Below are 22,084 nucleotides of genomic sequence, written 5' to 3'. Positions count from 1 at the left end.
TTGCGATGGATGTTCAATTCGATGCGGTGCATCGCGCGCAAGCTCGCCATACGAACAGGCGCACGAATGCCGAACCTCGCCGGCACGGCGCGGTTCTTGATTTGAGTGAAACGGTGACGACCGGTGGCGGCGCGAAAAAACGTCGCGCCGAAGCGCACAGCGATCAGTGTTCGGTCACACTGACTGGCGTCAAGGCTGGAATCCTGTGGAAATCCGCCGGCCTGCCGGTTGGCGGACTGTCTCCCGATAGCGCGAACGCGCCCGACCTGCGAGAAGTGGTGCGGAACATTCGAACGAACCCCGTGTTATTGACCGGTGGCGGACTTTATCGACGTCGCGTCATTCACCGGGCAAACGTGCTTGTGATATTTGGTAATTTTTCGAAACTCGCGAATCCTTTCACACCCTATCCCGACTGTCAATTGCTGTTCGATAATTTAAAAATTGACGTTGATTCGATTGATTTTTTTCCATTTGAATCGCACAACGAATCGTCCTACCAACGTCCCCCAGAGCGAATTTTTTCCGCTCTCAGCAATACGCCATCGTCGTTATTGCCCATCTTTTTGCCTATAAAAAAGCTCATATCGCAACACGTCAAAGTACTCCCCCCATCATGATTTACGGGCCACCGCCAATTCTTACGGGATGCTGACGGTTCTATGCGATTAAGGCTATCTGGAGCCAAACCGCCCTCCCCGCCCCCTCCAGCGAATTCCCGCCACGTACGCTAAACTCAGCGAACGACTCAACAAAGGGAATCTCATGAGCACGAACATCGAAACCATCGCCGTCAAGCGCAACGACGGCAGCGACGCGTCACTGGCCGATTACGCCGGCAAGGTGCGCCTGGTCGTCAACGTCGCCTCGAAGTGCGGTCTCACACCACAATACGAAGGGCTGCAGCGTCTGTACGAAGAGAAACGCGCGGCGGGTCTGGAAGTGCTGGCATTCCCGGCAAACAACTTCAAGGGTCAGGAACCGGGCACCGATGCGGAGATCCGCGACTTCTGCTCCACGCAGTACAACGTCACGTTCCCGCTGTTCGCCAAGATTTCCGCGCTAGGCGACGATCGTCACCCGCTGTACACGGCGCTCGTCCAGGCGAAGCCGGAAGCCACCGGCGAAGGCCCGTTCCGCGAGCGTCTGAAGGGCTTCGGCGTCGAGCGCGACAACCCCGCCGACATCCTGTGGAACTTCGAGAAATTCCTGATCGGCCGCAACGGCCAGGTGGTCGCCCGCTTCTCGCCCGACGTGAAGGCCGACGATCCGCGCCTGCTCGCCGCCATCGACGCCGAATTGGCCAAGTAACGCCGTCATTTCGGGTCCATACAGCCCGTCGCGCCATCGCGGAAGTAGTAGCCCGGTTGATCGGCCAGGCGATCGCAATGACAGCTACCTCGTCGGCCGTCGTCACGCCCCACGTCACCTCACGCAGCGTCGGGCCCGCCTCCATTCACGCTTTCATCAGCGGGATACAGGCTCTGGTAGCGGCGGCCGGTGCCGGCACGCCACTCGCCGCCGACCAGGATGTCGCTCGAAAACCCTTGCAGCAAATCTTGATGGCTCATGATGCGGTTCCCGCTAGATCACACAGTTCGCCACGCGGTTGCGTAACGCGCGGATCGCCGAATACGCGGTGAGGGCCGAGGTCTTGGGGTTGCCCGGCAACGGCTTGCCGCACATCTCCAGCGACATCTCGCCGAACGCGCCGCGCGCCGCAATGTGGTGCACGTTGCGCGTGGTGGCCGGATCGGCGATCAGGCGCACGCGCGTCGCGTCGAGCCCCAGACCGGCGATCGCCACGGTGGCCGCCACGTTCGCGTTCTTTGGGTACAGACGCGCCGCATCGCGTGCGCTGCCCTCGAAGATGACGGTCGCGCTCGTGAGCGCGGCAAGATCGCAGACCTGCTCGGCAGGCGTGCCCCGCCAGCCCAACGGCGGCTTGCGGCCGGTGTACAGCACTTCGTCCAGGCCGCCTTCGCGGGCGGCGGCGATCGCGTCGATGCCACCGATCGCGCCGGACAATAGCGTGACCGTCGATGCGCCGTCCCTGGCGGCCTGCTCCAATGCCGCGAGCAGATCGGTGTCGGAGAGCGCGCCGATCGAGGCGACGGCGCAGTCCACGCCGGACTTGAGCAGCGGCACGACATGACCGGAGAGCGCGCTATGTCCGGCGCACTCCAGCACGAAGTCGGGACGGCTCGTGAGCGCCTGCGCCGACGACACCACTTCGGTGCCCGGACGCACGCTCTCGCGCACGCGCGCTGCGGCGTCTTCCGGCACGATGACGTGCCCCACGCGAAGGTTCGGATCGTCCGCGCAGGCCTCGTAGACCTTCGAGCCGATCGCGCCGAAGCCGATCAGCGCCACGTCGACAGGACGACGATTCAGTTCACGCATTCGCGTTCTCCCGGACCGGCGGGCCGGCAAAGGGTGACGCGAAGCTGCCGACCGATAGCATGTCGACTTCGAGCAGCACCGGGCCGTCGTGTGCGACGGCGCGTGCCACGGCGGCTTCGGCCTGGCCGATGGCGGTAATGCGTTCGTGCCTGAGTTGCAGGCTCGCGCAGAAAGCCGCGAAATCCGGCTGGTGCAATTGCACGTAGTGGCGACGCCCGCCGTACTGCGCGTCCTGGATGTTGCGGATCACGCCATAGCACTGGTCGTTCATCAGCAGGATGATGACCGGCGCCTTTTCCTGCACGGCCGTGGCCAGCTCGCCGACGTTGACCATCAGGCCTCCGTCGCCGCACAGCGCCACGGTCTTCTTCGCGGCGCCCGCGAGCGCCGCGCCGATGCCCATCTGCATGCCCTGGCCGATGCCGCCGCCCAGCGCGTGCACACCGGCGCGCGGCAAGAAAAGCTTCAGCAGGCGGTTGCCCCACGTGCTGTTGGAGATAGTGACGTCGCGCACCCAGTTGAAGTCTCGCCCCAACGCGCCTTGCAACGCAGCCACGAGTTGACGATACGGGCCGAGACCTTCGGCGACCTGCTTGACGGCCGCCTCGCGGGCCGCGGCGAGATCGGCGTGGAACGCCGGGTCCACCGACAGGCGACCCCGCAGGCGATCGGCCAGCGCGTCGAGCACGCGAGCGGCGTCGCCCTGCACGAACAGGTCGTTGCGATAGCCACGGTTATCGGCCAGCCCGTCGGCATCGACGCGATAAAGCGGACGCGGTAGCGCCAGCCTGTACTTGAGCGTCTCGTTGCCGCGCAGGCGGGACCCGACCACGAGCACCGCGTCGCACGTCTTGTAGAACGTCTCGACGGTCGGATGGATGTTGAAGGCGCCCAGCGTTGCCGCGTGGTCTTCCGGCACGATACCGCGCCCCTGCACGCTGGTCACCACGCCGAAACCCATGTCGACCAGACGCTTGACCGCCGCTTGCGCGCCGCGGGCGCCGCCGCCCAGCCACAGCAGCGGACGATGCGCGCCCGCCAGCCTGTCGGCTAGCTCGGCCACACGGGCGTCGTCGTGCGACGGCACCGGAATGTGCGGCGCCCCCAGATCGGCCGGCCATTCGATTTCCGCAGCCTGGATGTCGATGGGAATCTCGACGCTCACAGGGCCGGCCGGCGGCGTCAGCGCGACACGCACGGCTTCGCGTACGGTCGAGAGCGCAGTGTCGACGCAGCGCACACGGTAGGCTGCCTTCGAGATCGCGTCGAGCATGCCGAGCTGATCCGGCGCTTCGTGGATATACGCGAGATCGCGGTCGAGGAATTCGGTCTCGATCTGACCGGTGATGTGCAGCACGGGCGTGCCGGCGGTGAGCGCTTCGACCATCGCGCCCGCGGCGTTGCCCGCCGCGGTGCCGGTGCTCGTGAACGCCACGCCGAGGCTGCCCGACACGCGCGCCAGACCGTCTGCCATGTTCAGTGCGCCGGCTTCGCCGCGCGCGCCGACGTAGCGGATCCTTTCGCGCCGCGCGATGGCGTCGAGAATCGGCATGTTGTGAATCGAGATCACGCCGAATGCGGTCTTCACGCCGCACTGTTCGAGAAACGCCGCGATGACTTCGCCGACGGTGGTTTTGTTAGACATGTCTTGCCAGGCCTCCGGAAACATCGATGTGGCTGCCCGTCGTATAGGACGACTGCGGGCTCGCCAGGAAAAAGATCGCTGCGGCGGCCTCTTCAGGCTTGCCCAGGCGTTGCTTGCCCGCGCGCGCCGACGATGTCGCCACCATGTCGACGGCGGCCGTCGCGCGCTTGCGTGCTGCCGGTGCCATATCAACGCCCTCCTGCCACGACTTGCTCGAGCCACGCGGCGAGCGAAGCATTGAGCGCGTCGGGCGTCTCGATGTACGACGCGTGCCCCGCGCCGTCGATGATCTGCAGCGGCACGCCGGCGACTTCGGCGATGCGCGCGCAGCTCGCAGGCGTCGTGATCGCGTCCTGCGCACCGACGGCAACGGCGACCGGGCCGGCGTTGGCCGACACGTACCGTGCGAGTTCGCCGGCAACGTCGCCGTTCGAGAGCAGATGCGTCGCCTGGCGGTAGCCGGCGGGCAGCACGCGCGCCATGTTCCACTTCACCCATGCGCGCGACAAGGCGTGTGCTGCGGGGGCGACGAGATTGTCGCTGCGCTCGCGCGCCATGCCGGCGGGGCCCAGCTTGTCGAGCATGGCGAGACGGCTGTCGCGCTTGGATGCGCGCACCTCCGGATCGGCCTTGCCGTAGCCGCCCGCGGGCGAGCACAGGAACAGCCCGCACACCCGTTGCGGCGCGCGGCTCGCAAATTTCGTGGCCATGATCGCGCCCAGCGAATGACCGACGAGGGCCACGCGCGCCAGTCCCAGCGCGTCGAGCCACGCTTCGAGTGCGTCGGCGTAGGCGTCGGCATGCGGCTCGGCCGGCGCGACGTTCGACGTCTGGCCATAGCCCGGGGTGTCCCACGCGTACAGCGCGGCATCGAGACCCGTCGCTTCGAATTGCGCCAGCCACGACGCAGCGCCCGAACCGATGCCGTGCAGCATCACCACGGGCAAGTCACCGTTGCCCGACAACCGGTAGCCCACGGTGCCCGCGCGCGTGGCGACGGTGCGGTACGGAAAAGCGGCCAGCCGCGCGCACATTGAAGCGGCGATGGCATCTTCCGGCAATTCGTTCGGGACGGCTTCGGCTTGCATGGTTTCTGGACGGTGCGTGTGGCGATGAATCGGAATTTCTGCCGGGGCGTGCGCGTATCGCCAACGGGCGAACGCACCACTGCCCCGGACTTCGGGGTGAAACCCCGCGCTTACTTCGGCTCGCGCTTGATCCTGGCGAGCGGCGAATCGGGCGGATACGTCGGCGTGACGGGCTTCTGCGAGCCGAGCATCACGCACATGAGCGCGTCTTCGTCGCCGATATTGATTTCCGTGCGGTACACGCCCGGCGGCACCGAGATCAGGTCACGCTCGCCGAGAACGGCTTCCCACGTCTCGCCATCGCGCTCGCAGATCACTTTCATCTTGCCGCGCATCACGAAGAAGATTTCCTCGACGTCCATGTGGATGTGGCTCGGGCCGATGTTGCCGGCCGGGATCACCATGGTCGAGAACGTGAAGTGACCGGCGGGCACGGTGTTGGTGTCCCGAGCCACGCCGGTGCCGCCGGTACCCACATAGCGCATTTGCGCGCGGCGGTACTTCGGGTCGTAGTCGGCCTGGAATTTGAGTGCGTCCCAGTCGTACTTGCGCGTGGCGAAACGCGCCACACGCGTGTCCAGCCACTCGGCGAACGACTGGCCCTCGGCCTGTGTCCAGCTCTCGACAGCCTGCGGCGTCGCGGTGTTTTTAGCTTCGGCTTGCGCCATGTTGTAACTCCTTGAAGGCGTTGCGAATTGAGCAGATGGCGGGGGCCCGTCAGGGCATGACGAACTTCGGCGTACGCCTCGGCGACGTTCGCGTCCTGCAACTGAATCGACCTGAGCATGGGGAGAAACCACCGTGTTTCTGGACGTTCAACTTGCCGTGGGCAGGCGGTCGCTCACATCCTCGGCCTACCAGCCTGTCTTTTCCGCCCCGCGGTACGTTTCATATTTGAAACATTGATTTATATATGGATCAATTATAAAGAGGGATGTGCGTGGTCAAAAGTGATTTTTTGACTAGGGAAAACCCGTATACAAAGGCGCGACATCGACCGCCGGTTGCAAAAAACGCCGACGGGCATGAGGAAAGACCATTGGGTGGAACATTGAATCACTTATGAAACCAACAATCCGGAGCTTAGGCCAGGAGAGGGGCGAGTTTTGCAGCGGTGACGCATGAATTGATGGTTGAAATTTGTCGTGCTACCGCGCGCGTGCCGAGCGGCAGATCCGCTTTCCGAAGTGGTTTTCGGGGAACCACGGGTTCTTCGGGCGTTACGGGGGAATCGAGTGCAGCGGACTTTAGGTCGTACGCGCTCGCCCAGGACATTGATCGCCTCGACTTCCGCCGGCAGTTAAGCCGCTGACGCCCCACGCCCGCTCGCGTTGCGAACGCTTGCGGCGCGAGGGCCAGTCCACTCACCGCGAGGTGGCGGTGCGGTGGCGTGACGCTCACACAGCGATGGTGGCGAGCTTGCGTACACCGAGCGGCGTGACGCGCAGCGCGCGCGGCTCACTGGCCGGTTCCAACCATTTCGCATGCAGACAGGTATGGAGCAGCGCCGCGCCCAGCGCGCCGCCGAGGTGCGGCTTGCGCTCGCTCCAGTCGGGGCACGTGCAGGCAAAGCGGCGACGACGCGCGCGCGTCATGTCGAGATCGACGCCGAGCGCTGCAAGACCGTTCGCGCCCGCATCGGTCAATACGACATCGCTACCGTCAATGCGGATCCAGCGGCGCGTGTGCATGCGATCGAACAGATCGACGGCAATCTCGCCGGCCATGTGGTCGTAGCACGTACGCGCGTGACGCAGCGGCACCGGTGTGGCGCGGCTCACCGGCACCGGGCGCGGACGCGCCTGTTGCGTTGCGAGCACCGCGCTCGCGAGCGCCTCGATGGCCGCGGCGGCTTCCGGCGTGGCGATGCGGAAGTATCGATGACGGCCGCGCGCCTCCTGCGCCAGCACGCCGCCATCGACCAGCCGCGCCAGATGACCGCTCGCGCTGGACGGCGACAGACCGGCGACGAGCGCCAGTTCCCCCGCCGGGCGCGCCGAGCCGTCCATCAACGCCCAGAGCATCGTCATGCGCCCCGCGTCGGCGAGCAGCGCCGCCAGTGAACTGACGCTCGGGGCATGGTCTCTTGCGATATCCATTGCACGACTCCATTGCAGAACATGCCTCGCAGTATAGGCTCGCACTCACGTTCGATACTTCAGTTCGTGATGAAACGTGCAGCACATCGGATATCGCAAGATAACGATCATCGATACGCCAATACGAGAGGCTTCGTCATGTCCGATCTCAACACGTACCCCGATGCAACCTCAGCCCCCGCGAATGCACTGGCAGCCGTCACGCATCCCAATCCCTATCCGTACTACGAAGCGCTGGCCGAACACCGCCCGTTCGACTTCGATGCGTCGCTTGACGTGTGGGTCGCAGCCGGGCCGCAGGCGGTGGCCGCCGTGCTCCGGCATCCGGCGTGCGGCGTCCGTCCTGCGGGGGCTGTCGTTCCCGCCGCGCTCGCGGGCGGTGCCGCGGGCGACTGGTTCGGCGCCCTCGTTCGCATGAACGACGGCCCCACGCATGCGGCGCTCAAACCCTGGCTGCAGGCGCGACTCGCAACGCTGCAGCCCGACGCCGATGCGCTCGCACGGCTTCGGGACGCAAGCCGGTGCGCCTGGGATCACGCCGCTGACGCTCCTACGGCCAGCGGCGACGCCCTGCCGGCGTGTCTCGACGATTTCGTCTTTCGCCATCCCGTCTATGCACTCGCGGCGTGGCTTGGCGTGCCGCGCGAGCAGTGGCATGCCGTCCATGACGACGTCCGCCGTCTCGTGGCCGCAATGGCGCAGTCGGCACGTCCGACGGTCGATGGCGAGGTGATTGCGCGCGGTCACCTCGCCGCGTCGGCAATGCAAGCCCGCGCCAGCCGCTGGCTCGACGGCAACGCCACGTCCGGCAGTTGGCTGCGCGCCACGGCACGCGCCGCCGAGCGCGACGAGGCCATCGACTTCGGCGCACTCACGGCGAACGTCGTCGGCCTCTTCACGCAAGCGCACGACGCCACCGCGGGACTCGTGGCGAACGGGCTGCGTCGGCTCGCGCACCGGACAGCGCATGCGCCCGCGCCATCAGGGTCACCGGACAACTTCAGGGACGCCATCACGGCCGTCGCGGACGTCACGCGTTTCGATCCGCCCGTGCAAAACACGCGCCGCTTCCTGCTCGCGCCGGCCGTCATCGGCGAGCACACGATCGCGCGTGGCGAGTCGGTGCTCGTGGTGCTCGCTTCGGCGGCTCCTGGCGCGGCGCCGGACGACACCGCGTGGACCTTTGGTCATGGCGTACACGCCTGCCCAGGGCGCACGCCCGCCAGCATGATCGCGGCCGTCGGCGTCCAGACGGCACTCGATTACGGCGTCGATCTGCCCGCCGTGGCAGACGGCACCGCCTACCATCTGCTGGGTAATATTCGCATCGCTCGCTTTACGCCACAGGGGTGATTGAGGCATCCGTCACTTCTCTTCGAAGCGCATGTTTCTTCTGACAAAACAAATATTTCACCAGACAAAACAACAAACCAAAACCCGAAAGCCTTTAACGACGAGGCATTGCAAGCCCTCGGCGCTTCGTTTCAGGAATTGAGGCAGGATGACGGTTTTCGCGCGCTCGAGCCGCTCTTTCCTGGCGCGCGTTCCGTTTGCCTTGCGTTGCTCTCATGTCCAACACACTCACCGACGGTATGCCCATGCCCGCCCGGGTCTGGGCGATTGCCACCGTCATGCTCGCCATCTCGCTCTCGGTGCTCGACAGCGCGATCGCCAACGTGGCGCTGCCCACGATCGCGCGCGACCTGAACGCCAGCCCCGCCACGTCCATCTGGATCGTCAACGCCTATCAGCTCGCCATCACCATCTCGCTGCTGCCGCTCGCCGCGCTCGGTGAAATTGTCAGTTATCGGAAGGTCTATACCGTCGGGCTGGCGGTCTTCACGCTCGCATCGCTCGCCTGCGCGCTCTCGGACTCGCTCGTCACGCTGACCGTCGCCCGCGTGGCGCAAGGCTTCGGCGCGGCCGGCATCATGAGCGTCAACACCGCCCTGGTGAAGGCAATCTACCCATCGCGCTGGCTCGGGCGCGGCGTCGCGCTCAACTCGCTGATCGTCGCCTTCTCGTCGGCTGCCGGCCCGACTGTCGCCGCCGGCATCCTGTCCATCGCCCACTGGCCGTGGCTCTTCGCGATCAACGTGCCGCTGGGCATCGTCGCCTTCGCCATTGCCGTGCGCTCGCTGCCCGACAGCAAGCGCGCCTCGCACCCGTTCGACTGGACGGGCGCCGTGCTGAGCGCGCTGACGTTCGGCCTGCTCATCTCCGGCATCGATTCCTTCGGTCATGGCCAGGACCTCTGGCTCGTGGCGGTCGAACTCGTCGCGGCCGTCGTTATCGGCACGGTGTTCGTGCGACGCCAGCGCACGCAGCCCGTGCCGCTGCTGCCCGTGGATCTGCTGCGCATCCCGATCTTCGGCCTGTCGATCTGCACGTCGATGGCATCGTTCTGCGCGCAGATGCTCGCGTTCGTGTCGCTGCCCTTCTTCCTGCAGGACACGCTCGGCTTCGATCACGTGCAGACCGGCCTGCTGATGACCGCGTGGCCCCTCACCATCATGGTCGTGGCGCCGATTGCCGGACGTCTGCTCGAACACTACAAGCCAGGCTTGCTCGGCGCGGTCGGGCTCGCGGCCTTCGCGCTCGGTCTGCTCGCGCTCGGCTTGCTGCCGCAGCACCCGACGACCGGCGACATCGTCTGGCGCATGGCCCTGTGCGGCTTCGGCTTCGGTCTGTTCCAGTCGCCCAACAACTACGCGATGCTCATGTCAGCGCCGGCGCACCGCAGCGGCGGCGCGAGCGGCATGCTCGGCACCGCGCGCCTGACCGGACAGACGACCGGCGCGGCGCTCGTCGCGCTCGTGTTCAGCGTGGCGCCGCAGGGCGCCGGCACACGCGCGTCGCTTTTCATCGCAGCGGCCTTCGCCGCGGTGGCGGCCGTCGTCAGCAGCCTGCGCACGTTGCCGTCCACGCAGCCCGGCGCACGCTCGGCACGCGGATGACAGGCTCGCTCGGACACGCCACCGACCGAAATGCGGCCGGCCGCCCGGCCGTGCTACACTGCCGACCTTTTACGGCTCGCCCACACGGGCCGCAAACGCCATGAGCTTCTGCGCCATCGATTTCGGCACTTCGAATTCCGCCGTTGCCGTGCAAGACGGTGCGGCCATGCGTCTCGTCGAGCTCGAAGCCGGCTACGGCACGCTGCCGACCGCCGTCTTCTTCAACGCCGACGAAGGCGGCCGCGCCTCGTTCGGCCGCCAAGCCGTCTCCGATTACATCGACGGGTACGACGGGCGCCTCATGCGCTCGCTCAAGAGCCTGCTCGGCTCGTCCCTCATCGAAAGCACCACCGACCTGGGCAACGGCTCGGCGATGCGCTACATCGATATCATCGCCACGTTCCTGCGCCACCTGCGCACCCACGCACTCAAGGCGAGCGGCGGGGACCTGCGGCAAGTGGTCCTCGGACGGCCGGTGTTCTTCGTCGACGACGATCCGCGCGCCGACGCCGCCGCGCAACGCTCGCTCGAACAGAGCGCGCTCGATGTCGGCTTCAAGGATGTGCAGTTTCAGTTCGAACCGATCGCCGCGGCTTTCGACTACGAGTCGCGCCTCGCGGAGGAACAGCAGGTGCTGGTCGTCGACATCGGCGGCGGGACGTCCGACTTCTCGCTCGTTCGCGTGGGGCCGGAACGCGCGCGCCATCTGGACCGCAAGGAAGACGTGCTGGCGCATCACGGCGTGCACATCGCCGGGACGGACTTCGATCGCCGCATCGAACTCGCCACGATCCTGCGCGAACTCGGCTACAAGTCGCTCGGTCCCGACGGCAAGGAAGTGCCCAACCGGATCTATTTCGATCTGGCCACGTGGCACCTGATCAATACCGTCTACACGCCCAAGCGCGTGGGCGAACTCGCGCTCACCGCGCATCTGTACGCCGATCCGACGCATCATCGCCGCCTCATGCGCACGGTCGAGCTACGTCTGGGCCATGCGCTGGTCGGTCATGCGGAAGCGGCCAAGATCGACGTGTCCGCCGGCGGCGAGACGAACATCGACCTCTCGGTGATCGAGCGCGATCTGAACATTGCGTTTTCGGAAGCGGCTCTGGTCGACGCCGTCAGCGACGAGATCGCGAGCATCACGGCGGGCGCCGTGCACACCGCGTCGCTGGCCGGGTTGCGGGCCGAAGACGTCGATGCGCTTTACTTCACCGGCGGCTCGACCGGCCTTCGCTGCCTGTCCGGCGCCATGTGCGCCGCATTCCCCAAGGCGACGCCGGTCTTCGGCGATCGCCTCGCCAGCGTGGCGCTGGGTCTGGGCATTCACGCCAAACGCGTGTTCGCCTGAGCGAGCCCGCCGTCCGGCAGGCGGGCGTTACTGGAACGCGACTTCGTTGAAACTGCGCAGCTTCCGGCTGTGCAGACGGTCCAGGCCGTTGTCGCGCAGAAGCTCCATCGCCTTCACGCCGATCTTCAGGTGCTGATCGACACGCTCCCGGTAGAAGCGATCGGCCATGCCCGGCAGCTTCAGTTCCCCATGCAGCGGCTTGTCGCTCACGCACAGCAAGGTGCCGTACGGCACGCGGAAGCGGAAGCCGTTTGCCGCAATGGTCGCGCTCTCCATGTCCAGCGCAATCGCGCGGCTCTGGCTCATGCGCTGCACCGGCTCGCGGTGATCGCGCAGTTCCCAGTTGCGGTTGTCGACCGTGACCACCGTCCCCGTGCGCATCACGCGCTTGAGCTCGAAGTCGTCCAGTTGCGTGACGTCGGCGACCGCGCGCTCGAGCGCCACCTGCACTTCGGCCAGGGGCGGCACCGGCACCCACAGCGGCAAGTCGTCGTCGAGGACGTGGTCCTCGCGCACATAGCCATGCGCGAGGCAGTAGTCGCCCAGACGCTGTGAGTTGCGCAGTCCCGCACAGTGGCCGAGCATGATCCACGCGTGCGGACGCAGCACGGCGATGTGATCGGTGATCGTCTTCGCATTCGACGGACCGACGCCGATGTTGACCATCGTGATGCCGGTGTTGTCCGGGCGCACGAGGTGATACGCCGGCATCTGCGGCAAACGTCCCGGCGCCGTGCCCTCGGCCGCGCGCGCCTCGATGTTCTGATTCCAGTGCGTGACGTTGCCCGGCTCGACGAACGCCGTGTACTGGCTGCGATACTCGCGCACGGCCGGATCGTCGCTCGCGCTCATCAGCTCGCGCCCGAGCTCGACGAATTCGTCGATGTAGAATTGATAGTTCGTGAAGAGCACGTAGTTCTGGAAATTCTCGGGCGTCGTCGCGGTGTAGTGACGCAGGCGATGCAGCGAGTAATCCACGCGCGGCGCCGTGAACAACGCCAGCGGCAGGATCTCGTCGGGCAGCGGGTCGCGCGTGCCGTTCACGATGCTGTCATCCATCGTGGCGAGATCCGGCACGTCGAAGACCGTGCGCATGGCGCGCAGGTGAGTCTGATCGAGATCGCCTTCGAGGTACACGCCGTCCTGGTAGGCGAAGTGCACGGGGATCGGTTCGTCGGACACGCCGACTTCGAACGCCACGCCGTGGTTGTGCGCCAGCCGGTGAAGCTGCTCGATGTAATAGTTCTCGAACAGGTCGGGGCGCGTGACCGTCGTCTGATAGCTGCCCGGGCCCGACACGAAGCCATACGACAGACGCTTGTCGAGCTGGGTAATCTCTTCGGTGGTGATGCGGATGAACGGGTAATGCGCGCTCACGCGGCGCGCGAGGTCCCTGTCGGTCGAGAACCGTTCGAAAGCGGCGCGCAGATAGGCCGTGTTGGCGTCGTAGATCGTCTTCAGGTAGGCCACGGCTTCCACCGGGTCGGCGATCGATCGGGTGGCATGGACCGGTTCTTGTTCAGACATGCGAAACCTCTTCTGTCTTTTTCATCTGTTGAGTATGCGCCTATTTTGACACGGCGCAATGACGTGCGCGGCGTCGCAGCGAGACTCTGGGAGGTAGCCCAAAATGCCGGCCCACGGCGGGTGGCGACGCGGAAAAGCCCGGCCGGACAAGTATCGGGGAAAACGGAGACGGGCCTGACGCCAGACCCGAACTGGAGGAAATTTCGAAGGGCAGGCCGTCGCGAAGACGGTTGCGACGGCCGCGATGGGCGAGACGAAGGTGAAGGCGGAAGCGAAGCGACGACGCTCAGTCTTCGAGACGCATGCCGACCTTGAGCGTGACTTGCCAGTGAGCGACCTTGCCGTCTTCGATATGGCCGCGCGTTTCGGTGATTTCGAACCAGTTCAGGTTGCGCAACGTCTTGCTCGCGCGCTCGATGGCGCATTTGACGGCGTCGTCGATGGACTTCGTCGACGAGCCCGTCAGCTCGATCTGCTTGTACACGTGATCGCTCATGACAATCTCCGGATGGGTTTGGAGACTTCTCATCCTAGGCGCATGCTACCGCGGCCGCAAGTCGGTGTATTCCGACAGGCTGCCGCCTGCAGCATCTCCACCGTTGTTGCTGCCGTCGCTGTCTTCGTCGCTACCGTCGTCATTGCCGCTATCGCCGTCGCCGTGTTTCAGCGCATGGCCCAACGGACGCCCGTGTCGCGCGTCCTCGCGGGCGCGACGCAGCGCCGCAGGCACTACGGTGTCGAGCGGTGTGGGGACGACGTTGGTGAGGTTGCGACGCACCTTCTGCAGCAACTGCGTGAGTTGCACCGTTTCGAATGCCGTCAGCCCGTGCAGCGCCTCGTTGCGAACCTCGTCGGAAAGTGCGCGAGCGATCTCCAGCTGCGCCGCCGCCGCGCGCGTAACGAACAGACGTTCGATGCGCGGGTCGCGCGCGTCGGGACGGCGTCGCACCCAGCCCGCTTCCTCCATGCACTCGAGCATGCGGGCGAGCGTTGGCGGTGGGGTTTCCAGAATGTCGGCCAGCACGGTCTGGCTCGCGCCGCGATTGTCGGCGAGGTAGACGAGCAGACGGCACTGCGCACGCGTCATCGGCAGCGTGCGTTGTGCGAACTGTTCGAAGCGGCGCCCGAACAGACGTTGGATGTCTGCCACGAGAAAGCCGAAACGTTGGGTGGAATCGGACACTTTCATAGGCCGCATTATGCTAAACATGTTTAGTGGCATCAAGCCAGGGGGGTGATCCCGTCAGGCAGGCGGCAGTACCAGGCAAACACGCCGGCACACGCGCGGCGCCTCCCGTTTTACGCACCGGAATAGGCGACGGCGATGCCGGCATATCCTCCGGAATCCGAAACGATCTCAGGCCGCGTGCACGCCCGAATCGCGCCCACTGCCATGGCCGAGCCAGTCGAGCGCGCCCTCGCCCCGATTGCCCTCGCCACCGGGGCCGGCGCGCCGGATGGCCACGCCCACGGCAAGCACGTCGATCGTCGCCAGATGCAGAATGCGCGCGATCATCGTCACGTGCGCGCCCATCGTCTCGACGTGATCGTTCGGCAGCACCAGTGTCGCCTTGCGCGCCAGCGGCGAATTGCGAGCCGTGAGCGCGATCACCCTGGCGCCGCGCGCGAGCGCGATTTCCACGGCGCGGTTCAAGTCCGTCGAGCGGCCCGATGCCGAAATCGCGACGACGACGTCGCCCTCTCCGAGCAAACCGGCCGAGGCCTGCAACAGATACGGATCGCCGTACGCGATGGTCGGCATGCCGAAGCGGAAGAACTTGTAGTGCGCATCCTGCGCGATGACGCCGGAATTGCCCAACCCGTAGAACTCGATACGGCGTGCGCCGTCGAGCAGCGTCACCGCGGCCTCGACGGTGCGCGCGTCGAGATGCTCGCGCATCTGCAGGATCGACGACACCGTGTTATCGAGCACCTTCGCACCGAACTCCGCCGCCGTATCGCCCACGTGGACCTGCCCGTGACGCACCGGCAGCGTGCCCGTGAGCGCGCTCGCCAGCTTGAGCTTGAAGTCCGACAGCCCCTGGCAGCCGAGCTTGCGGCAAAAGCGGATCACCGTCGGCTGACTCACGCGCGCGAGGCGCGCGATGTCCGCGACCGGCTCGGCGAGCAATGCGCGCGGCTGCTTGAGCGTGAGATCGGCCACGCGCTGCTCGGCGGGACTGAGCCGGTCGCGCAAGCGGTGCAGACGGTCGATCAGGGCGCCGGCCCCGGCCGCATGTGAGCCGAGCTGTTCGGCAAGGATCGCGGACGTGCCCAGGAACGCCGGATGCGCGGCCGTGATGACGAAGGTTGGAATGTGCTTCAGGTAGGCCTCGAAGCGGCCCTTGGCCTCGAAGCGTTGGCGAAATGGCGACGCCTCGAACAGCTTGCCCAGCTTCGGAATCACGCCGCCGCCAAGATACACGCCGCCAACCGCCCCCAGCGACACGGCGACGTTGCCCGCCAGCGTGCCGAGCATCGCGCAGAAGCAGTCGACGGTCTCGCGCGCGAGCACGTCGCCCATCTGGGCGAGTCTCACGATCGCCGGCGTCTCCAGGGCGTCCACCTCGCGTCCTTCGCGCGCGGCGAGTGCCTGGTAGATGAGCGCCATCCCGGGCCCCGCCACCAGCCGCTCGAACGACACGTGCGGAAAGTGCTTCCACGCGTAGCGCAGCACGTCGATCTCGCGGTCGTCCGCCGGAGCGAAGGTCGTGTGCCCGCCTTCGCTGCCCAGTGCAATCCAGCGATCGCCGGCCGGGATCAGGCCGGAGACGCCGACGCCCGTGCCGGGGCCGAGCAAGCCGATCACGCCGTTCGGTCTCGGCTCGCCACCGCCGATCTGCCGTTTCTCGTCGTCGGACAGATAGGGCAGCGCCATGGCGAGCGCGGTGAAGTCGTTGACGACCAGCAGCGTCTCGAAGCGCAGCGCACGGCGCGTGGCCTCGATCGAGAAGTGCCAGTCGCGGTTGGTCATGCGCACCTCGTCGCCCTCGATCGGATTGGCGATGGCGACGGCGGCATGCCGCACCGGCTCGGCGTGATCGGCGTCTTCGAGATAGGCGCGGATGACTTCGAGCACGCCGGGGAAATCGTCGCAGGCGTAGTCGCGAATCTCCACGAGGTCGCCGGGGGCGATCTCGAGCGCGAAACGGGCGTTGGTGCCACCGATGTCGGCCAGCAGACGCGGGCCGCTCACGTGCGGTGTGCTATGTCTCACTCCAGAAGACATCGATCGTGACTCCTTCATTGTGGATCAGGCGGGAGATGGCGTTGTCCTGCAGCTCGGCCTGCGCTGCTTCGAGCACGGCGCGCTTGGCAGGGCCCTGGATCTGCAGGATGAGACGCTCGCACGATGCGAGCGCCGCCAGCGACCACGACACACGCAGATGCGGCGCGCGTTGCGGCTGCACGAGCACGAACTTGTCGCGCGTGGTGATCGCCTCGCGCCATTGCGGCGCATCGGCGAACAGCGATGCGGTGTGCCCGTCTTCGCCCATGCCGAGCACGCAGACCTGCGGCACACCATGCGTCCATGTGGTGTTGAGCGTACGCACCTGCAGCGGGGCGGCCGTCGCCGTGTCGACCAGCGGCAGCCAGCGAGCCCCGGTCGCGCCGGGCAGCAGCGTCTCGGCGAGCAGACGAGCGTTGCTCTCGGCATGTGACGGCGGAAGCCAGCGGTCGTCGACCAGTGTGATGTCGACGTCGCGCCACGCCACCGGCAACCGCGCCAGTTGCGTGAGGAACGCTCTCGGACTCGTGCCGCCCGAGACGGCAAGCAACGCGCGCGGCCGAAACGTCAGCGCTTCGTCGATGCCGGCCACGACGGCATTGGCAAGCGCGAACGCCTGCGCTTCGCGCGTGGGATAGGTTCTCCAGTGGATCATGCGTTCTGTCTCCGATGGCGTGGGACGCGTCGCCGGGAGAGCTCGCCGACGCGTCATTGCGCGCCTCTCGCGCCGGCTTCGTCCCGGTGCGCACGGCTCCCCTCCGCTCCCCTCGCTCCTTTCTTCAGTCCGTCAGTTCTCTTCCTCGACCCAGCTTCTGCCGGACTGGGCGAGCAACGCACTCGCCGCCGGGGGCCCCCACGTGCCGGCGGCATAACGCTTCGGCCCCTTGGTCTGCCGGGCCCAGTACGTCTGGATCGGGGCGACCCAGCGCCAGGCCTGCTCCTGTTCGTCGCGACGCACGAAGAGTGCGAGGCGTCCGTTGATGACGTCGAGCAGCAGCCGCTCGTACGCGTCCATCCGGTGTCCCTTGAAGAACTGGTCGAACGCCAGATCGAGGTGCACCGTCTGCAGGTTCATGCCTTCGCCCGGCTGCTTGGCCAGGCAGTAAAGGCGGATCGATTCGTTGGGTTGAAGGCGGATCACCAGGCGGTTGGCGCCCGGCTGCGCCGTGGCGGCGCCGAGCAGCGGGTACGGCGTCGCGCGATAGTTGACGACGATTTCCGCGACGCGCTCGCCAAGCCGCTTGCCCGTGCGCAGGAAGAACGGCACGCCGGCCCAGCGCCAGTTGTCGATCTCGGCCTTGAGCGCGACGAACGTCTCGGTCTGGCTGTCCGCCGGCACTCCCGGTTCGTCGACGTAGGCAGGCACCGCCGACTTGTCGATGGCACCGCCGCCGTACTGGCCGCGCACGACGTTGTGCGCCACGCTCTCGTCGTCCATCTGCCGCAGCGAGCGCAGCACGCGCAGCTTTTCGTCGCGCACCGCGTCGGCACTCATCGACAGCGGCGGCTCCATCGCCACGATGGCCAGCAGTTGCAACAGGTGGTTCTGCACCATGTCGCGCAACGCGCCGGTCTGCTCGTAGAACTCGCCGCGCCCCTCCACGCCGATGGCTTCGGCAATCGTGATCTGAATGCTGTCGATCAGTTCACGCCGCCACAGCGGTTCGAAGATGGCATTGCCGAAGCGCAGCGCGAGCAGGTTCTGCACCGCCTCTTTCCCGAGGTAGTGATCGATCCGGTAGATCTGGTCTTCGCGGAAGATGGTGCCCACGGCGTCGTTGATGCCCTCGGAGGACGCCAGATCGTGCCCGAGCGGCTTTTCCAGCACGATGCGGCTGTTCTCGTTGAGCTTCGCGCTGCGCAGCCCCTCGCAGATCGGGATGAACAGCGACGGCCCCGTCGCCAGATAGAAGATGCGTACCCCCTTGCGTCTGGCAAGCCGCTCCGCCAGTACCCGGAACTCGTCCTGGCGGCCGAGATCGAGGGGCATGTAGTCGATGGTGGCGAGAAAGCGCTTCCATGTGGGTTCGTCCCACACGTCGGGCTTGATGTGAGCGCGCACGTGCGCTTCGCACCACGCGTGATAGCCGGCGGCGTCCATCGACGTGCGGGCGACGGCCAGGATGCGCCCTGCCGGGTCGGCGTCCCCCTCGGCTTCCAGTTGCCCGGTGCAGAACGCCCGGAACAACGCGGGCAGCACCTTGCGCAGCGACAAATCGCCGGTGGCGCCAAAGAGGACAAAGGTATAGGGTGAAGGCGTGTTCATGAAGAGCGTGGACTCCGTGCAGTCAGACGCCGCCCGAGGCCCGCACAGAGTGCGGGCGGACTCGGCGGGTGTCACCGGAAAAGCGCAACTTTGACACCGCATTGTAGTTTAACTACACTGCAAGTCAACAAAATCTCGTGCTTTGACTACATCCAGAGGTGATGCAGCACAAGGCGCATCCCCGCCCGGCAGGCGAGACAGGCCGCAGGCTTCGGCCGCGCGACTCTCCCACCCTCGTATGGGCGCCCCACAACGTCCCGGAATCGCCATGACTCAGTCTTCGCACAACGTGTCGCTACATCCCGTGGTGGAGCGCGTGACCGAGCGCCTTGTCCGCCGCAGCCAGACATCGCGGCAGGCGTATCTCGAAGGTGTCGCACGCGCCATGCAGGGGCAGCCCGGGCGCGAAAAGCTCGGCTGCGCGAACCTCGCGCACGCGCTGGCCGCCGCGCCCGCCGACGACCGTCTCAAGATCCGCGCCGAGCGCTCGCCGAACATCGGCATCGTCACCGCCTACAACGACATGCTCTCGGCGCACGCCCCGTTCGCCGAATTCCCCGACATCATCAAGTCCGCCGCACGCGCTCACGGAGCGAGCGCGCAGGTCGCCGGCGGCGTGCCGGCGATGTGCGATGGCGTGACCCAGGGCTACGCCGGGATGGAATTGTCGCTGTTCTCGCGCGACGTGATCGCGCTGGCGTCGGCCGTCGCGCTCTCGCATCAGATGTTCGACGCCGCCATGTTCCTTGGCGTGTGCGACAAGATCGTGCCGGGGCTCGTGATCGCCGCGCAGGCGTTCGGCCACCTGCCGGCCGTGTTCGCGCCGGCCGGCCCCATGCCCTCCGGGCTGCCGAACGACGAAAAATCGCGCATCCGCCAGGAGTACGCCGCCGGGCGCGTCACGCGCGCCACCCTGCTCGACGCCGAACTGGCCGCCTATCACGCCGAAGGCACCTGTACGTTCTACGGCACGGCCAACAGCAATCAGATGCTCATGGAATTCATGGGACTGCATCTGCCCGGCGCATCGTTCGTCAATCCGCACACGCCGCTGCGGCACGCGCTCACGCAGGCCGCCACAGCACGCGCGGCGGCACTCGCTAAGTCGGGCATCAACACGTCGCAAATTCTCGACGAGCGCGCCTTCGTCAACGGCGTGGTCGGCCTGCTCGCCACCGGCGGCTCGACCAACCACACGCTGCACCTCGTGGCGATGGCGCACGCGGGCGGCATTCTGCTCGACTGGGAGGATTTCGCCGATCTCTCGGAGATCACGCCGTTGCTCGCTCACATCTATCCAAGCGGCAAGGCGGACGTGAATCAGTTCCACGCGGCGGGCGGGCTGAACTTCCTCATCCGCGAACTGCTCGACGCCGGCTTGCTTCACGAGAACGTGACCACCGTCATGGGACATGGCCTGCGCGCGTACACGCAGGAGGCCTGCCTGCGCGACGACGTGCTCTGCTGGCAGGACGCTCCGAAGGACAGTCTCGACGAGAACATCGTGCGCCCGGCTTCTCGCCCGTTCGCGCCGGAAGGCGGCTTGCGCATGCTTCACGGCAATCTCGGGCGCGCCGTGATCAAGTCCTCGGCAGTGAAGCCCGAGCATCGGAAGGTGCGCGCACCGGCACGTGTGTTCCCCGATCAGGAATCGGCGCAGGCAGCGTTCAAGGCGGGCGAACTCACGCGCGACGTGATCGTGGTCGTGCGCTTCCAGGGACCGCGCGCGAACGGCATGCCCGAGTTGCACAAGCTCATGCCGATGCTCGGCCTGCTCCAGGACGAGGGGCATCACGTGGCGCTCGTCACCGACGGTCGCATGTCGGGCGCCTCGGGCAAGGTGCCGGCGGCCATTCATCTGTCGCCCGAAGCGCAGGACGGCGGCATGCTCGCCAGGGTGCAGGACGGCGACATCATCTCGATCGACTGCGAGAAGAACCTCCTGCACTGCGAAGTCGACGATGCCACGCTCGCCGCGCGCGCGCCGGAACCGGTGCCGCCGCGACCGTTCGATCCGTGGCGCAATCTGTTCAAGCTGTTCCGCGACAACGTCGGCGCGGCGCCTCATGGCGCGTCCGTGCTGTTCGACGACGCGCAATACCCGAAATCCTCCTGAGACGGCACCGTCGCGCACGGTAGGCACAGTAGTTCAGAGGCGTCAAAAAATCTTGACGCCTTTTTTATCCGCGCGTCCCTAGACTGGCTTCGTCGTCACTCATGTCGTCATCGACACGTTGCCATGCCTGCCATTGCCGAACGCGCCAGCCTAGAACCTCCCGATGCGCCCCCCTCCCCCGTGCGGCAACGCCCGCGCGTGCGCCTGGACGCCACGCTCGACATCACGCTGAGTCGCGCCGCCGTCTCGTCGCTGGCCGTCACGCTCGCGATGAGCCTGCCGCTGCCCTGGCGTGTCGAGACAATCCGTCCGATCCGGCGCGATACCGCCGCCGTCGTGTCGATCGCCTTGCCGCGCGTGGAGGCCTCGCATGCCATGCACGTGGTCATGCAGTCGCTGCCCGAGGCCGAGTTCGGCGCTCTGCGCTTGCGACCCGCGGCCTGAACGGTCCGCACGTTCCGGGGGGCACCCCCGACTCACTTCCGCCTCTTCTCGCTATGAACACAGCCATTTTTCAGGGCGTGTGGATTCCACTCGTCACGCCCATGACCGGCGCCAACGGCGCCCAGATCGATCACAACGCCTTTGCGCGTCTGGTCGATTACTACCTCGCCGCGGGCGTGAACGGCTTTGTCGTGGCCGGCACGACGGGCGAAGGCACGCTGCTCACGGAGGACGAGCGCCGCTGGCTCGTGGAAACCACATGCCATCTGGCGCACGGTCATGCGCCGGTGCTCGCGGGCGTCGGCGCGGCCGACACCGCCAACGCCGCACGGCAGATGCGCCACCTCGACGATCTGCCGCTCGCCGGCTACCTCGTGCCGCCGCCGTACTATCTGCGCCCGTCACAGGAAGGCATTCTCTGGCATTACCGCACGCTCGCGGCCGGCACGCGCAAGCCGCTCGTGCTCTACAACGTTCCGCTGCGCACAGGCGTGACGCTCGGCGTGGAGACGATTCGCGAACTCGCGTCGCATGATGCGTTCGTCGCGATCAAGGAGTGCGACGCGCATCCGCTCGTGCATCTGCCGTCGCAAACGACCATGCGGGTGCTGTGCGGCGACGACATGCAGTTGCTCGCCGCGCTGCAGGCCGGCGCCACCGGCTGCATTTCGGCCGCGGCGCATGTGCGTCCCGATCTCTATCTGAAGCTCGTGCGCTATGTGCGCGACGGCGACATGGCTCACGCCAATACGCTCTTCAACGGCATGAAGCCGCTCATCCGCCGGTTGTTCAGCGAGCCCAATCCCGTCGCGATCAAAGCGGCGCTCGCCTCGCTCGGCCTGTGCGCGCCGACCGTTCGCCGGCCGCTCATGCCCTGCACGGAAGCGCTTCGCAAGGATATCGACGCGCAACTCGAAGTGACGATGGCGTTCTGAGCCGCGCCTGGCGCCGCATCG

20 protein-coding genes and 1 pseudogene are annotated in these 22,084 nt (G+C 66.4%); 8 read left to right on the top strand and 13 right to left on the bottom strand.

Features of this window, described 5'->3' with window-relative positions:
• The first annotated feature begins 5 nt into the window (after window positions 1-5).
• Window positions 6-620, top strand: a complete 615-nt coding sequence (locus tag RO07_RS25800) for a hypothetical protein (RefSeq protein WP_147284540.1) — start codon at window positions 6-8, stop codon at window positions 618-620.
• Window positions 621-765: 145 nt separating this feature from the next.
• On the top strand, window positions 766-1,311 hold the full coding sequence (locus tag RO07_RS06400; protein WP_039409099.1) for a glutathione peroxidase: 546 nt from the start codon (window positions 766-768) through the stop codon (window positions 1,309-1,311).
• Between the two features lie 119 nt (window positions 1,312-1,430).
• Here RO07_RS06400 and RO07_RS25795 read toward each other — a convergent pair whose 3' ends face one another.
• The 7 genes and pseudogenes from RO07_RS25795 to RO07_RS06370 form a co-directional block, all read right to left on the bottom strand.
• The gene (locus RO07_RS25795) at window positions 1,431-1,571 is read right to left on the bottom strand and encodes a hypothetical protein (RefSeq protein WP_157118195.1); all 141 of its coding nucleotides are present in this window, start codon (window positions 1,569-1,571) and stop codon (window positions 1,431-1,433) included.
• 13 nt (window positions 1,572-1,584) lie between these two features.
• Complete coding sequence (locus RO07_RS06395) at window positions 1,585-2,403, bottom strand: aspartate dehydrogenase (RefSeq protein ID WP_039409097.1); 819 nt, start codon at window positions 2,401-2,403, stop codon at window positions 1,585-1,587.
• Window positions 2,396-4,048, bottom strand: a complete 1,653-nt coding sequence (locus RO07_RS06390) for a thiamine pyrophosphate-binding protein (protein ID WP_039409095.1) — start codon at window positions 4,046-4,048, stop codon at window positions 2,396-2,398. The genes RO07_RS06395 and RO07_RS06390 overlap by 8 nt, the downstream gene beginning before the upstream one ends.
• Window positions 4,041-4,157: pseudogene (locus RO07_RS25790) on the bottom strand (SDR family oxidoreductase); the annotation flags it as partial. The gene RO07_RS06390 and the pseudogene RO07_RS25790, both read right to left, overlap by 8 nt.
• Window positions 4,158-4,236: 79 nt before the next feature.
• Window positions 4,237-5,136 carry an alpha/beta fold hydrolase gene (locus RO07_RS06380; protein ID WP_052267067.1) on the bottom strand — a complete coding sequence of 300 codons (900 nt, stop codon included), beginning with the start codon at window positions 5,134-5,136 and terminating at the stop codon, window positions 4,237-4,239.
• 110 nt (window positions 5,137-5,246) lie between these two features.
• The gene (locus tag RO07_RS06375; protein ID WP_039409091.1) at window positions 5,247-5,804 is read right to left on the bottom strand and encodes a cupin domain-containing protein; all 558 of its coding nucleotides are present in this window, start codon (window positions 5,802-5,804) and stop codon (window positions 5,247-5,249) included.
• Between the two features lie 729 nt (window positions 5,805-6,533).
• On the bottom strand, window positions 6,534-7,235 hold the full coding sequence (locus tag RO07_RS06370) for an ArsR/SmtB family transcription factor (RefSeq protein WP_039409089.1): 702 nt from the start codon (window positions 7,233-7,235) through the stop codon (window positions 6,534-6,536).
• Window positions 7,236-7,373: 138 nt separating this feature from the next.
• Between RO07_RS06370 and RO07_RS06365 the strand changes: the two genes are divergently transcribed.
• The 3 genes from RO07_RS06365 (at window position 7,374) to RO07_RS06355 (ending at window position 11,546) form a co-directional block, all read left to right on the top strand.
• On the top strand, window positions 7,374-8,588 hold the full coding sequence (locus RO07_RS06365) for a cytochrome P450 (RefSeq protein ID WP_052267066.1): 1,215 nt from the start codon (window positions 7,374-7,376) through the stop codon (window positions 8,586-8,588).
• Window positions 8,589-8,803: 215 nt separating this feature from the next.
• Complete coding sequence (locus tag RO07_RS06360; protein ID WP_039409087.1) at window positions 8,804-10,192, top strand: MFS transporter; 1,389 nt, start codon at window positions 8,804-8,806, stop codon at window positions 10,190-10,192.
• A 100-nt stretch (window positions 10,193-10,292) separates the two neighbouring features.
• Window positions 10,293-11,546 carry an Hsp70 family protein gene (locus RO07_RS06355; RefSeq protein ID WP_039409085.1) on the top strand — a complete coding sequence of 418 codons (1,254 nt, stop codon included), beginning with the start codon at window positions 10,293-10,295 and terminating at the stop codon, window positions 11,544-11,546.
• 27 nt (window positions 11,547-11,573) lie between these two features.
• Here the strand turns inward: RO07_RS06355 and RO07_RS06350 are convergent, their stop codons facing one another.
• The 6 genes from RO07_RS06350 to zwf all read right to left on the bottom strand — a co-directional run bounded on the left by RO07_RS06350 (window position 11,574) and on the right by zwf (window position 18,568).
• The gene (locus RO07_RS06350; RefSeq protein ID WP_039409083.1) at window positions 11,574-13,073 is read right to left on the bottom strand and encodes an AMP nucleosidase; all 1,500 of its coding nucleotides are present in this window, start codon (window positions 13,071-13,073) and stop codon (window positions 11,574-11,576) included.
• A 286-nt stretch (window positions 13,074-13,359) separates the two neighbouring features.
• Window positions 13,360-13,569: a dodecin gene (locus RO07_RS06345; RefSeq protein ID WP_039409082.1), complete on the bottom strand. Its 210-nt coding sequence runs from the start codon at window positions 13,567-13,569 to the stop codon at window positions 13,360-13,362.
• A 45-nt stretch (window positions 13,570-13,614) separates the two neighbouring features.
• Entirely contained in the window at window positions 13,615-14,262 is a 648-nt protein-coding gene (locus RO07_RS06340) for a MarR family winged helix-turn-helix transcriptional regulator (protein ID WP_052267065.1), read from the bottom strand.
• A 168-nt stretch (window positions 14,263-14,430) separates the two neighbouring features.
• Window positions 14,431-16,302 carry a bifunctional transcriptional regulator/glucokinase gene (locus RO07_RS06335; protein WP_072636971.1) on the bottom strand — a complete coding sequence of 624 codons (1,872 nt, stop codon included), beginning with the start codon at window positions 16,300-16,302 and terminating at the stop codon, window positions 14,431-14,433.
• Window positions 16,280-16,957 (bottom strand): 6-phosphogluconolactonase, encoded by a 678-nt coding sequence (pgl, locus tag RO07_RS06330; RefSeq protein ID WP_039409080.1) that lies wholly within the window; start codon window positions 16,955-16,957, stop codon window positions 16,280-16,282. The genes RO07_RS06335 and pgl overlap by 23 nt, the downstream gene beginning before the upstream one ends.
• Window positions 16,958-17,089: 132 nt before the next feature.
• Window positions 17,090-18,568 carry a glucose-6-phosphate dehydrogenase gene (gene zwf, locus RO07_RS06325; RefSeq protein WP_039409077.1) on the bottom strand — a complete coding sequence of 493 codons (1,479 nt, stop codon included), beginning with the start codon at window positions 18,566-18,568 and terminating at the stop codon, window positions 17,090-17,092.
• Between the two features lie 268 nt (window positions 18,569-18,836).
• Between zwf and edd the strand changes: the two genes are divergently transcribed.
• The 3 genes from edd (at window position 18,837) to dapA (ending at window position 22,063) form a co-directional block, all read left to right on the top strand.
• On the top strand, window positions 18,837-20,684 hold the full coding sequence (edd, locus tag RO07_RS06320) for a phosphogluconate dehydratase (RefSeq protein ID WP_174234865.1): 1,848 nt from the start codon (window positions 18,837-18,839) through the stop codon (window positions 20,682-20,684).
• Window positions 20,685-20,807: 123 nt separating this feature from the next.
• Window positions 20,808-21,128: a hypothetical protein gene (locus RO07_RS26270; protein ID WP_160118064.1), complete on the top strand. Its 321-nt coding sequence runs from the start codon at window positions 20,808-20,810 to the stop codon at window positions 21,126-21,128.
• 53 nt (window positions 21,129-21,181) lie between these two features.
• Entirely contained in the window at window positions 21,182-22,063 is an 882-nt protein-coding gene (gene dapA, locus RO07_RS06310) for a 4-hydroxy-tetrahydrodipicolinate synthase (RefSeq protein WP_039409074.1), read from the top strand.
• The last annotated feature ends 21 nt before the right edge of the window (window positions 22,064-22,084 follow it).

The organism is Pandoraea pulmonicola (assembly GCF_000815105.2).
Taxonomy (GTDB): domain Bacteria; phylum Pseudomonadota; class Gammaproteobacteria; order Burkholderiales; family Burkholderiaceae; genus Pandoraea; species Pandoraea pulmonicola.
This window is presented reverse-complemented; position numbering and strand designations above follow the sequence as displayed.